Source organism: Labrys sedimenti (assembly GCF_034424805.1).
In the GTDB taxonomy this organism is placed as follows: Bacteria; Pseudomonadota; Alphaproteobacteria; order Rhizobiales; family Labraceae; genus Labrys; species Labrys sedimenti.
Map to the genome: position 1 here is coordinate 30,701 of NZ_JAXOUF010000020.1, position 13,298 is coordinate 43,998.

A 13,298-nucleotide genomic window follows, 5' to 3' on the forward strand; every position below is an offset into this window, starting at 1 on the left:
CCAGGCTTGATCCCGCCCCATTGGAGAAACGCGGATGCCCCGCCGTCTCACGCACCGCCTCCTTCTGTCGCTCGCCTTGTTCATCGGCTTCGCCCGCTTGGCCGTGGCCGCGGAGATACCGACGGTCGAAAATCCCGAAACCCAGGTCCGACACTATGTCGATGCGCTGACCCGGCAGGATTTCGACGGCGTGATGAAGATTGCCTGCGGCGCTGGCAATGCCCCCGACTGCGAATTCGGCAAGGGCCTGCGCGATGCCCTCGCCTCGTTCAAGGGACGCACGCTGAGCTCGACGGGCACGGTACTTGACCTTTCCTTTCCGGAGGCCATACGCGAGATCTATGTCGCGATACGGGCCGACGACTACACGCCGGTCTATTTGCGTTTCACCTATCGGATGGACGACAGCGGCTGGCGCCATCGCGCCTTCCGCTTTGCGACCGGCTCCTCGGCTGCGCTCTTTCCGGCCAGCCTCCTCGAAGGCAGCCTGGTCGGCTTGACCGGCGCCAACCGGACAGGACCGGTCACGGCGGTCGACGAAACGAGTGAGAAGATCGTGGCCGGCATCGCCAGGCGGGATTACGAGAGTGTCGCAAACGCCATCCGGCAGGCCGTCACCGACACCAGCGAAGGCATGAAGCGCTCCATCGATCGCTTCGCCGACAGCTTGAAGCCGTATCATCTCAGCCACATCCGAAAGATCATCGACAGAGAAATGGATGGCTTCCGCCAGCAGTTCTACTATGCCGCGGTCAGCGACAAGGACGCGATGTTCATCCGGCTGACCTATGCCAAGACCAACGGACAATGGCGGCTCTTCGACATGCAGTTCGCCGGTGAGAGCAATGGCCTGATCCCGGCCGACATTCTGAAGGACAGCCTCGCCACCCTTCCAACCCCTTGACCCTGCCCCAACCGCCCGGCGTCAAGGCGCGAACCGCTTTGAAATGCTTTCGGCTCCGCTGCGGTAATCGACGAAGCCGATACTCCCATAAAAAGCCTGGCCGCCTTGGTTCTCCTTGCGGATGGTGGCATCGATGAAGCGCACGCCCACTACCTTGGCCGAGGCCGCGGTTTCCCGGAACAGGGCGCGTCCGATGCCCCCGCCATGCGCCGCTGGCGCAACATAGGTTGCGATGACGGCCCAGTCAGCCGGCAGCCGGTCCTCGCCCGGCCAGTCCGGATCGCACCATTCGAGGGCTTGGAAACCCAGGATCTGCGCCTTCTCCACCGCCACGAAACAGCAGATTCCGCGCGTGGCCGCGATGAATTCGGTGCGAATGCGGTGCTTGTCGAAAGGCCTGCGATGCGCCGTGGTTCCGCCGATCGCGATGATCTCGTTGATGAGTCTGGCCATCGGACCGGCGTCCCTTGGCGACGCGGTCCGGACTTCCATGGGCATTGGCAGCTCGCTTTCGGATGTGTTTTCGCTTTGCCCCAGCCTATCCGCCCGAGCCTGTTCGGCAAGGCGTCCGCCCCGATATGGCCATTCCAGGCCAGGCGCCGGCCAAACAGCATCGTGGGCCAGGACAGGCCGATCAGGCCGGGTCCTTGAACTCGATCTCCGCCAGCGCGCGAAGCTCGGCTTCCTGGCCTGGATAGGCCGCAGCCGGCAGGTCCTGAAGCGTCAGCCACAAGCTCGCCATATGCAACAGCTGCTGCTGCCTTGGCGTGGGCTTCTCCAGGTCGAAGAGCGAGGCGATCCCGTCGCGCAGCCGGCGGTCCTGCTCGGTGGCGTCCCAGCCGCTATAGCGGAGCCATTCTTCCTTGGGATCCATCGGCGGTTCTCCTCTTGTTGCATGCCAGCATGAAAGATGGCCGACATCTTACGGCATCACACTGCCGGTCCCGCACAGGGTGAAAACCGTACTGTCGTCTACTCGCTGGGACAGGCAGGCTGCCTTTCGATCATCAGATGTTGCCAAAACAACAATCTGGGTCGAATATCTGACATAACATGCGCGCTTTTACGCTATAGTGTCGAGGCAATGGCCAAGAAGGACAAAAAGAAGCAGCCCGATATACGGCATCAAGTTGGAGCTCTTCCCGTGCGTGAACGGGATGGGCGTCTCGAAGTGTGCTTGATCACCACGCGCGAGACCAGCCGCTGGTCGATCCCGAAGGGATGGCCGATGAAGGGACGCAACGACTGGGAAGCCGCGAGAATCGAAGCCGAACAGGAAGCCGGCTTGGTCGGCACGGTCGGCAAGGAACCCTGCGGCAGCTTCATCTATTGGAAACGCCAGGCTGAGCACTTCGACCTCGTCGAGGTCTGCGTCTACCCTCTGCATGTGAATGAGACCTTGCCGACCTGGAAGGAGATCGGCCAGCGCCAGGTGCGTTGGGTTCTGCCGGCGGATGCGGCCCTCGTCGTCGAAGAGCCGGGACTGTCCTCGTTGTTGCAGGGCATGAAACCCTGAAGCGCCTTACGATCTGTCGATCTCGCAAAGGCGCATTGAAATAGCTGCGCCTCCATTTCAAGAACGCCGGCATGGATAGACCCGCGATCTGACCGGGTCGGTGCGAATCGTGACCGGTTCGCTGGTGTTCACCATCGCCGACCTGCCCTGGGCGAGTTCGGCGTCGACGGCGCCATTCCCGCGCGATTGGCGGCAAGGTTTCCCGGTGATTCCACTAAACCGCACAGCGCTTCAGCGCGAGGCCAGGAGGACCGTACCAGTCCTGCCGGACTTTTCGACAAGCGCCGCAGCCTGGCCAACATCCGCGAAGTGGAATGTCTTCTCGACCGTGAACAGTTCCGGTTTGGTAGAAGCAAGTTCGAGCGCCAGCTCCAGATCGGCCTTGCGAACCTCGGCGGGCAGGTTCGACCAACGTCCGATCGTCACTCCCGAAATGCGGATATCGCGGGTCGAAAAATAGAGTGCCGGAACGGAAATCGGTTGGCCGGAAAGATCGCCATAGGAAACAAGACTGCCGCCCTGAGTGAGCAGCCCGGCAGCGGCACTTGCCGTTTCGCCGCCAACCGGATCGAGGACGACGGCGATCGGATGCCCGTCCGCCGCGGCGTCGACCTTCTCCTGCCAGCCGGGCTTGTCGGTGGAGACAACAGGCAGATCGGGAAACACGACGTTGAGCTCGTTCACGCCGGCCTCGCGTCTGACGACGCCGACGACATCGAATCCGCGATCGAGAAGAAGCCCGATCGCCAATCTGGCAACGGCGGACCCGGCAGCGGTGAGGATTATGGCATCGCGACCTGGCTTCGCCCCCGAAGTCTCGACGGCTCTGAGGAGAAGCGCAGCCGTCAACGGGTTGACGTGAAGTTGCGCCGCAGCCTCGTCCGACACATCGTCGGGGATCTCGGTGACATACTCGGCGGAAACGAGGGCCTTCTCGCTCCAGGCGCCGCGTCCGGGGAAGAAGGCAACGCGCCTTCCTGGCTTCAGATCAACTCCGTCCCCCGCCTGTTCGACGATGCCATAGCCTTCGAAGCCGACACGGACGCCGCCTTCCGGGACGACCGATCCAGGCTGGTAGCGTCCTGCTACGCCGAGCAGATCGCCGTGATGAACGGGACGAAGGAGCACGCGGATCAGGACTTCGTCGCGTCCCGGGCGCTCGAGTTCCTCGACTTCGACAGTCTGAAGGACCTCTTCAGGCTTTCCGTGCTTGAAATAAACTGCAGCGCGCATTGCTGACCCTTCTGGACAATGGGGAGCGGTCGCCGGCCGCTCCCGTCTCAAGATTAGACCTGTCTCAAGATTAGACCTGGGCCTGGCCGCCATCGGCGAAGAGCTCGGCGCCGTTGACGAAGCTTGCATCGTCGGAAGCCAGGAAGAGCGTCGCCTTGGCGATTTCCTCCGATTCCCCAACGCGACCGAGCGGAATGCGCGAAGCGAGGTAGTCCAGGAGACCTTGCTGCTGCTCCCTGTCGTCGCCGGCAAGCTCGACGAGGCCGGGCGTGCGGGTCGCACCGGGCGAGACGACGTTGACGCGGATGCCGGTGCCCTTGAGGTCAAGCGCCCAGGAACGGGCCAGGTTGCGGACGGCCGCCTTGGACGCCGAGTAGACGGAAAAAGCAGCAGTGCCTTCGGTGCCGGCGGTGGAACCGGTCAGCACGACCGACGACCCCTTGCCCAGCAGTGGGAGCGCCTTCTGCACTGTGAATATGACGGCTTTCACGTTGCGGCCGAAGGTGTCGTCAATTTGTTCTTCGGTGATCTGGCCAAGCGGAAGCATGCTGCCGCCGCCTGCGTTAACGACGAGGACGTCCAGGCGCCCTTGTTCCGATTTTACCTGAGCGAAGAGCCTGTCGAGATCGTCATTGTTGCTGGAATCTGCCTGAACGCCGACCGCCCCTTTGCCGATCTCGGCCACTGCCTTGTCCAGAGCGTCCTTGCGGCGGCCGGTGATATAGACGCGGGCGCCTTCGGCCACAAAGAGCTTGGCGGTCGAAAGGCCGATGCCGCTGGTTGCGCCGGTAACGACGGCAATCTTGTTCGCAAGTCTATTGGTCATCTTACTCTCCTGTTACTGGGCACGCGTAGCGGATCAGCCCGAGCGAACGCGGCCAATGGTGCTTTGAAACTGTTCGGGAGGTGGCGCTGGCCCTTGGCCTGTCGTTGCCGTCCGATGTGGAGAAGCTAATTCGTCAGTCCGGCGGCGAGAAGCGGCCCGGCATGGAGAGATTATCCATTCACATGGACAATCTCGGGCACCTAATCGCCACGCCTGGCGTCGACGCGCTCGAACACTTGCTGGGCCCAGTCCGCGAATGCCCGCAGTCGAGGATTGGGAAATCTGTCCGCGGGATAGACGAGGTGCAGGGCGTGGTTCTCTGGCTTCCAGGCGGGAAGGAATTCGACCAGCGAGCCGTGCTCAATATGCGGTCTTGCAAGGAAACCGAAGCTCTGCCCGATCCCCAGGCCGGCAAGCAGCGAACTGAGATGTGCGGTGCTTTCATTGACCGAGAGACCGCTCGCCGTCGGCATGAACTCTATCCGTTCGTCAAACCGCTGGAAGCGCAAGGGAAATCGTTTTCCAGACGATGCCGAAAAATAGCTGACGACCCGGTGCCTGCGGATATCGTCGGGGTGAGCAGGCGGCTCTCGACCTTCGAGATAGGTGGGCGCTGCGCAGAGAACGTAATCGAGTTCGCACAGCTTCCTTGCCTTCATCGAAGAATCGACGAGGGAACCGCCACGGATGACGCAGTCTATTCCTTCGCCTATGAGGTCAGCGGAGCGGTCGCTGACGCCCAGAAGAAGGTCGATGTCCGGATATTGGCGTTGAAAGTCCGAGAGGCAGGGGATCAGTATCCTGTTCGCCAGAACCGACCCGATGTCCACGCGGAGCCTGCCCTTCGGAGTGCTGCGAGAGCCGGCGACGGTGCCGTCCATATCGTCGAGATCGGCCAGAAGGCGCAACGCACGCTCATGATAGGCGGCGCCCTCGGTGGTCATTGTCACAGAGCGCGTCGTTCGCTCGACAAGCTTCGTCCCGAGATGCGCCTCGAGATCTTGCACCAGCTTGCTGACGGAGGAACGGGGCAGGCTCATTGCGTCTGCGGCCTTGGCGAAAGACCGGGCTTCGGCGACGCGAACGAAGGTGCGTATGGCGAGTATCTGATCCAAATGAGGCCTGCCTGGTCGGAGCGCTGGGATGACTATACCCAGCTCGTTCGGCGTTTCCATTGCTGATCGGTACAGATGTCTTGCCGTGTGCAACGGCCACAGAAGCCACGAAGCGCTATCGATTTCGCAGTCGACAATCACGTTTTGTTCTCATTTTGCTTGGCGGTGCCGCGCTTCCCCGCTATCGTCGGCGGGGTTGATGGGGAAACGAGAACGAGATGGTATCGCGCGTCGCGACGGTGGCATTCGAGGGCGTGGAAGCGCGCCAGGTCGACGTGCAGGTCCAGATCATGACGGGTTCGGTGGTGTTCACCATCGTCGGCCTGCCCGACAAGGCGGTTTCGGAGGCGCGCGAAAGGGTGCGCGCCGCCCTCACCGCCGCCGGCCTGGCCCTGCCGGCCAAGCGCATCACCGTCAACCTCGCCCCGGCCGACCTGCCCAAGGAAGGCTCGCATTTCGACCTGCCCATCGCGCTCGGTGTGATGGCTGCCATCGGCGCCATTCCGCATGACGCGCTGGAAGGCTATTGCGTGCTGGGCGAGCTCGGCCTCGACGGCACCATCACCAAGGTCGCCGGCGTGCTGCCATCGGCCGTTGCCGCCAATGGCCGAGGGCTCGGCCTGATCTGCCCGGCCGCCTGCGGGCCGGAAGCGGCCTGGGCCGGCCCCGACATGGACATTCTCGCCCCGCGCTCGCTGATCCAGCTCGTCAATCACTTCAAGGGCACGCAACTGCTTTCCCGCCCACAGCCGCGCATTGCCGCCGCGCCGGCCGCCCTGCCCGACCTCAGGGACATCAAGGGCCAGGAGACCGCCAAGCGCGCCTTGGAGGTGGCCGCCGCCGGCGCGCATAATCTCCTGATGATCGGGCCCGCCGGCTCCGGCAAATCGATGCTGGCGGCGCGGCTGCCCTCGATATTGCCGCCGCTCGTGCCGGCCGAGCTCCTGGAAATCTCGATGATCCATTCGGTGGCGGGCCAGCTCGCCGGCGGCGAACTCACCAGCCGGCGCCCCTTCCGCGCACCCCATCATTCGGCCTCGATGGCGGCGCTGATCGGCGGCGGCTGTCATTTCTCGAAATAAATGCGACTCGATCGAATTGATTGCGACTCGCCAATCGAAATAGCTGCGATTCAATGTGAGGGAACGCTCACAATTGTTTTCAATGCCGGCTTTGGTCTTCACGGCTGCGTCACGGAACCGGCTGCATCCTTCTCGTCGAAACAACTGTGTAACCCGGCTCATCTCGGACTTACGTGGTTTGCCGCCGCACTGCCTAGTTCATGTGAGGTTGCACGCAATCGCCCGAGCGCTGGGTCACTCCATTTGAGGACATGAAGATTTAGTCCGTGGCGCTTGGCACTGCGTACAAGAAACACGACGTGACATGGCCCTGGCTTTATGACCAGCGAACTTTCGCGCTACGAGCGTCGAAGTAAGAGCGCCCTCAGTTTGGTGTAACTGATGTCGGGGAGAAATCATGTCTCATCTACTTCAATCCATTTTGACAGCAACAGGGATTATTCTGTCGTTGATCGTCGATTCACACGCAGAATGTGACCCCAAAAACTTTACTTTTGCCGATGTCGAGACAGCTGATATGTCCGATACGATCAAGATGATGTCCTACACCTTCTCGGAACAAAGCAGGCAGGAGGCTTCCGACACGAGTGCGTCTGGCAGCGGGTACTTCGGAGCGCCGGTGAGTCTGACTTACGGAGAAAACAAGTCTCTTGCGCAGAAGACACTGGAAGAAAATAAGTTCATCTACGATCGGACTATGGTGAAATCATTTGCAAGGACCGCCCTCTCCCAAGTAGGCCGAGAGATGTACTCGGACTGCTTGGCGACACAAGCCATTCGGGCCGTCGTGAACTCGGCGGCTTACCGAGGAAGCGAGTTTTTTCTAGATGTTCAATGGACCCCCAGGGAACCTAGACCGGGCGCCGGGGATTTCGTGATTCGTGTCGTAAACGGCACGGTCGAGGGTCAAAAGCGTTTGACCGGCACCTTTATACCTCAGGAAAGGAAACAGTTTCTCATTGCTCGCGATCCCGATCGGGAGGCCCAAATATCCATCGTCATCGGTAAAATGACCTATCCACCACTCGAAATCCCCCCAGTCCTTAAACCCGTGAAATTCAAATTCTCCAAGCTTCAGGGAAAGGCCAGTATACCCCGTCAGGGCGTCGGAGATATGTGCACTGACTCCGCCTATCTCGTCAGCGAAAACGGCAGTGCCGCTGGGCCTGATAGCAAGTCCTGCACGCTTTGCATTCAGCGTCCAGAAAACGGCGTGCTACTTAAAAGCACCGCCGCTTTTCAGGGGCCACCAGAAAGCAAATACGTACACTCCGAAATCTCGACAAGCGGTGATTTGGAGGTGTGCGGTCGGTTCTACACGATCGGACCAGGCAAAGGGAGCGGTAGAGCAGAGGTGCCAAGGGGGAGTGTCTTCAGCGTTTGGGCTGCGGTTCCGCAATAGTCCGTTCGTACAATTGCAATCCATCCGCTATATCTAGCTATGAATGAAGCTCCCACATCTCATAAACTCGTATGAGTGATAGTACATCCGGCGGGACGTCCTCCGCGGCAAGCCCTTCTGCGAGCGGACCGGCTGGTGCCCTCTTCGAGGGGCAGGTCGGCGCGCATTACCTATTGACGCTTCTCGCAGACGCAGATCCTCGGGGGCTGCCGGGCATGTCAATCGAGCGCGTCGAACTCCAACGCGCAGGGGAAGGATATCCACTCGACGATGTAATCATCCAGGGCGTAACGCGTATTGGCGAGCCCGCGACGCTTGAAGTGCAGGTCAAGCGAACGATCAAGTTCACTCGGGGCGACGCCGTGTTCAAAGACGTCGTCGCGCAGCTGGCTCGGGCCTATGCCAAGCTTGATCTTTCCCATCAACGCCATCAGTTCGCCGTCGCGACCGAGCGTAACTCATTCAAGATCACCGGCGCCTACCAGGACGTTCTTCGATGGGCTCGAGAGATCAGCTCGCCAACCACCTTCATCGCACGGATTGACCGTAAGGGCGTATGCAACGACGACATGCGGAGCTTCGTGGCAACCGTCCGCGCCCATCTTGCGGAGTTCGGCTGCGCCAATGATGATCAGACGATCTGGCAGATCCTCCGACGCTTTCAGATCCTGCCATTCGACTATGATGCACCGGGCTCACAGTCACTCGAGCTGGCCACCGAACGGTCCCGCAGCGTCCTGGAACCTGACGAGGTCTCTCGAGCGAGCGGCTTTTGGAAAGCATTGACCGAAACCGCCATTCGAACCGCCGCGTCAGGAGGGGATCTGGACCGCAGGCGCCTGCTCGAAACGCTCACGAATGTCGACAGTTTCCGCGTGCGCGGATCGCTTCGAAACCGCTTGGCGAGAGAGACGCTATCCGATGCCGCCTCCCTGACCGCCGCCGATCTTCGCTGTGATATCGCCGGCGTAACTCTGGCGCGCTCAGCCCAACTGCAAGCTGTCCGTGAATCGAGAGCTATGGGTCGCTATATCGAGATTCAGGGCGGTCCCGGCGTTGGGAAGTCCGGGGTCCTGGGGATGCTTGTCCAACAGACCCTTCGCGAAGCCAACGCCATTGTGCTTTCACCTGAACGAACGACACCCGGAGGCTGGCTGGCGTTCAAGACCGCGCTGGGCGTGGATGCAAGCCCAAAGGCCTTTCTATCCGATCTTGCCAGCGACGGCGGTGCCGTCTTGTTCGTGGACAGTCTCGATTTCTTTGATGACGACAGCAAGCGCAAGACCGTGGTCGATCTGGTACGCACTGCGGCCGACATCCCGAATTTTCAGATCATCGTCACAGTAAGAACCGGCTTTGATAAGGATGAGCCAAATTGGTTGCCGTCTGATGTGCTGGATCGCTTAGGCCGCGCCTCGCCTGTCGTCATCCAAGATATCGGTGAGCAGGAGCTCGATGAACTGAAGGAGGCCAAACCGGCTCTGCGAGCGCTCCTGGCGGACGATCACCCCGCCCGGCCGATTGCCCGCAACTTATTCCGCTTGTCCCGGTTGCTCGATGTGCAGGGCCCCACGGAAGATCTACGGTCCGAAGTCGATCTTCTCGAGCGCTGGTGGACAACGGCCGACGGCGCACCTGCCGGACGCCGGGAGCGCGCGCGACTTCTGCGCGACCTCTCCGAGGGTGTGCTTGGAGGTGTCGATCACCTCACGACCCAAGCCCCGCCAGCCGCGGTGGAATCCTTGGTCTCGAGCGGAACTCTGCGCGAGCTGGCCTTGGACCGGGTGACCTTCCGACATGACGTGCTGCGCGAGTGGGCAATAGCCTGGCTCCTGCACAGTGCCCCTTCCACGGTAAACCGCCTACCTCTTTCCCAAACTGCCGCGGCCTCTTTGGTTCGGGGCGTTGAGCTTGGGGCTCGGCTCGCGCTCGAGCGCTCATCGGACGCTCGGTCCTGGGTCAGCTACCTGGATCGGGTCAGCGTGCCAGGCGCACATCCGTCCTGGCGTCGATGGTCGTTGTTGGCGATCCTTCGTTCTGAGCATGGCTTCGCACTCCTGGATCAGGCGGCGACCTCGCTTTTTGAACAGGATGGGGCACTTTTGCGTGAATTGATCCGGACGGCGATCGCGGTCGAGGCCCGTCCGCTCGCGGACTTGCTGACAGAAAAGGGAGGTGGGCTGCCGGCGATTCCCGCAGGCCTCTATGGGCCAGCCAATATGTCCTGGGCCACTTTGGCGTGTTGGCTCATCAAGCGGCAAGCCGATCTGCCGATCCAGGCCTTGCCCGACATCGTCGAGCTTTTCCAACACCTCGCGATGTCGACGCTCTTGCGAGGCGAGTTCACGCAACTGATGGCACGCTCACTCGCGGACTGGCTCGACGAGATCGAGGAGGCTCGAGAGCACCGCCTTTTCGCCCAGCCTGAACCGCGCTTTAAAGCGGGCTTCAGATACCATGAGCTGGAAAAGCTAGCCGTGGACGTCCAGCGGGCCTTCGCTCTCATGGCGATCAGCGTTCCTGAACGGGCCCAGCGTTATCTGCTCGGCGTAGTAGAACGGAACAACACTTATACGATCCGTAATCTCATGACGTTCAGAGGTACCCTGGCCCAAGCGGCGCCCGTCGAACTCGCAGAGCTCACCATTCTCGGCCTCATCCAAAGACCGGAGGATTATCCGACCAACCGGCGGTCTCACGACACCATTTTCAGCCATCTCGATTCTGACTTCCTGCCGAGCTCGCCGGCGCAAGGCCCGTTCTGGGATTTGCTCAATTCGGCCCCGCAACAGGGTCTGCCACTCATACGGCGCCTGGTCGAGCACGCAGTCACCTGCATCAGCACAGGTCAGGAGCCCGGCAAAGACGGGCTCACCCTGGAATTGCCGTCCGGGCCTCGTTTCTTCCCGTGGGAGCACACTTACGATTGGTCGCGTGGCACTGGCAGCCTGTTTGCGGTCGAATCAGGGCTGATGGCGCTGGAGGCTTGGTCACATATGCGCATGGAGCGGGGCGACCCGGTTGCCGAGATCATCGACGACATCCTGGGCCCGGACGGCACGCCTGTCGCGTTTCTTCTGGTGGCGGTCGATATCCTGATCTCGCACTGGCCGCAGACAATTCCGGCGGCCTTGCCATTTCTCGGCTCTCCCGAGCTGATGTCCCTGGATCATGTTCGCCTTGCGCGCGATTGGCTGCCTGGTTTGAACCCGGTGGGCTTTGGCGCCGTCGGGCCAAAGGAACCCGGCGCAACAATTAGCCTTGCCGATATCAGGCAGCGGCCTTCGCGACGGGCGGCCCTGGAGAATCTCCTGGGCGAATTCGCGCACAGCAAGGACGCCGATGTTACGAGGCTCCGCGTGCTCCTTCAGGCATCCGCCGAGCGGCTTGGAGAGCCCCAGCTGGGTGATACCTTAGTAGAGCCCCGGCTCATGGCGCGGCGAGCGCTCAACGCAATCGATCCAGCCAACTGGCACACGGAGAATGGCGAGCGAGTTTACGTGCCGCCCCCGGATGAACTGGCGCACAACGCAGATCTTCAAGCCAGGTACTCTGCTGAAAGCTCGGATTTCAGCATGGATTTTGCGCTTCTCGGTGTCCTGGAGCATGCGGATCGCTCCAGTCCAGAGCTTGTGGAACGTGCAGTTATTCACGCCAGACGCTTGCAGTCGCTCGACAACGATGCGGCTGAGGACGTTTTGCGTTCTCGAACGATTGCGATCGTCTCGGCCGCCATGATTACCGCCCGTGACGCGTCCGATATGTTCCTTGGCGAGCACGAGGACTGGGTGCGACAGGCGATTGAGAAAGCTATTGCGACTACCGCCCCCGACATCGCTTCTGGCATGCGCGAGGGAATTCGCTACAACCCGATCAGCATTGCTACGCTCGGCCTCATCCACCTGTGGCTAAGGAAACAAAGTGACGCCGATCGAGATACATTGCTGGATCTGGCTGGTCGTGACACCAGCGAAGCCGCGCAGGGGTTTGGAGCCGGTCTAGGCATCATCCGTCAGCGTGATCGGCGGCTCCTTCGAGCGGCCCTCAGATGTGCAATGACAGCCCAAATCAAGCCATTCCATCAATGGAATACGCCAGAAAAAGCCCAATCGGCTGACCAAGCTCAACATCGAAGGAGAGTCGAAGCAGCCATCGCGGCCGAGCGCGCATGGTTGCACGGCCACGTCGGCGAGCCGGTCTGGCCGGCCCTACCGGCACCCGCCCCACGCACCAGATCGGGAATTCGGATTGGAGCTGCGCCAATCGAGGCTCGAACGCATCGTCAAGCAGAGCCCGAAGAGCTATTTCATAGCCAGGCTGGGGCCCTGTGGGTTCGACAACTCACGGGTGCCTTTGATCCGGAAGATCATGACTGGCTGCGGGAATTCGTTAACGCCTATGCAGATTGGACAGGCAAGGCGAATGGATCCGAATTTGAACGGCACGCCGACGTTGAAAATCGCTTCGATGGTTGGAACGACGTCTTCTATCGGCTGGTCGCACGTGCCCTCTTGAAACTGAGCCCCGGCGATGCTGCCGCCGAAGTCAGCCGGTTTATCGACGTTCCCGACAGATCGTTTTTTGACATCGTCCCCGTGCTTGCCACAAGCATCGACGATCTTTATTTCAATGGGCACGGACTAAATCGCGAGACAGCAGTTCAAATTCGCGATCACCTCGTCGACCGCCTGATGCAAAGCCATGATTGGCACCGGGAACAGAAGCGATTGGAGCTTACGGTTGAGAGCCGGATTGGTCCCGCAATCGCGGCCTTGTTTTTCAACCACTACAGTCCGATCAGCGGATCCAATTGCTACTTGTTTGCAAAGGCCGTTGACCAGGTTGACGCGTTCCTCCCAAAACTCAGCCAGTTGATCGAGACGGGCCCCGTCCCGTTCACTGCGATCCTGACAATGAATTTGCTCGAGGTGTCTCACGCGCCCAGGCATGACGGCTTCTTCCTCAGCAGCGCTCTTGTTTGGCTCAGGCGCCAGCCTGACAATACAGGCTTATGGGTCGAAGTCGGTTTGGGGAAGCGCCTGGCTCTGTGGATCGAAGTCCTGATGTCATCTGACCCGTCGGTTCGCTCAGCAAGCCATCCGCTACGGCCGCGAATCGATGACGCCCTTGCCCGGTTGGTCCGAGCCGGCGTTCCGGAAGCTCATAGGATCGAGCGCGCGCTCGCCAACGACATTCCGTAAGGAAATCGCCGGTGACAGG

The 13,298-nt window shown here is 60.9% G+C and carries 9 protein-coding genes and 1 pseudogene; 5 read left to right on the plus strand and 5 right to left on the minus strand.

All coding sequences use genetic code 11. From position 1 onward, the window contains the following. Nucleotides 1–34: 34 nt before the first annotated feature. Nucleotides 35–904 carry a hypothetical protein gene (locus U1R88_RS29895; protein WP_322434562.1) on the plus strand — a complete coding sequence of 290 codons (870 nt, stop codon included), beginning with the start codon at nt 35–37 and terminating at the stop codon, nt 902–904. 21 nt (nt 905–925) lie between these two features. Here the strand turns inward: U1R88_RS29895 and U1R88_RS29900 are convergent, their stop codons facing one another. Beyond that, a complete protein-coding gene (locus U1R88_RS29900; RefSeq protein ID WP_322434563.1) occupies nt 926–1,357 on the minus strand; it encodes a GNAT family N-acetyltransferase in 432 nt (143 codons plus the stop codon). A 181-nt stretch (nt 1,358–1,538) separates the two neighbouring features. After that, a complete protein-coding gene (locus U1R88_RS29905; protein ID WP_322434564.1) occupies nt 1,539–1,778 on the minus strand; it encodes a hypothetical protein in 240 nt (79 codons plus the stop codon). Nucleotides 1,779–1,988: 210 nt separating this feature from the next. Here U1R88_RS29905 and U1R88_RS29910 point away from each other — a divergent pair, with 210 nt between their 5' ends. Next, nucleotides 1,989–2,420 carry an NUDIX hydrolase gene (locus U1R88_RS29910; RefSeq protein WP_322434565.1) on the plus strand — a complete coding sequence of 144 codons (432 nt, stop codon included), beginning with the start codon at nt 1,989–1,991 and terminating at the stop codon, nt 2,418–2,420. Between the two features lie 231 nt (nt 2,421–2,651). On the opposite strand, the gene U1R88_RS29915 is transcribed toward U1R88_RS29910, so the two are convergent. The 3 genes from U1R88_RS29915 to U1R88_RS29925 form a co-directional block, all read right to left on the minus strand. Beyond that, nucleotides 2,652–3,653 (minus strand): zinc-binding dehydrogenase, encoded by a 1,002-nt coding sequence (locus tag U1R88_RS29915; RefSeq protein WP_322434566.1) that lies wholly within the window; start codon nt 3,651–3,653, stop codon nt 2,652–2,654. Nucleotides 3,654–3,723: 70 nt separating this feature from the next. Then, nucleotides 3,724–4,479, minus strand: a complete 756-nt coding sequence (locus tag U1R88_RS29920) for an SDR family NAD(P)-dependent oxidoreductase (RefSeq protein WP_322434567.1) — start codon at nt 4,477–4,479, stop codon at nt 3,724–3,726. Nucleotides 4,480–4,679: 200 nt separating this feature from the next. Next, nucleotides 4,680–5,594, minus strand: coding sequence for a LysR family transcriptional regulator (locus tag U1R88_RS29925; RefSeq protein WP_322434568.1), 915 nt, complete (start codon nt 5,592–5,594; stop codon nt 4,680–4,682). A gap of 218 nt (nt 5,595–5,812) precedes the next feature. Here U1R88_RS29925 and U1R88_RS29930 point away from each other — a divergent pair. The 3 genes and pseudogenes from U1R88_RS29930 to U1R88_RS29940 all read left to right on the plus strand — a co-directional run. Beyond that, nucleotides 5,813–6,658, plus strand: a pseudogene (locus tag U1R88_RS29930) (YifB family Mg chelatase-like AAA ATPase); the annotation flags it as partial. Between the two features lie 415 nt (nt 6,659–7,073). After that, nucleotides 7,074–8,078, plus strand: a complete 1,005-nt coding sequence (locus tag U1R88_RS29935) for a hypothetical protein (RefSeq protein ID WP_322434569.1) — start codon at nt 7,074–7,076, stop codon at nt 8,076–8,078. Nucleotides 8,079–8,293: 215 nt separating this feature from the next. After that, entirely contained in the window at nt 8,294–13,279 is a 4,986-nt protein-coding gene (locus U1R88_RS29940) for a hypothetical protein (protein WP_322434570.1), read from the plus strand. Nucleotides 13,280–13,298: the final 19 nt, after the last annotated feature.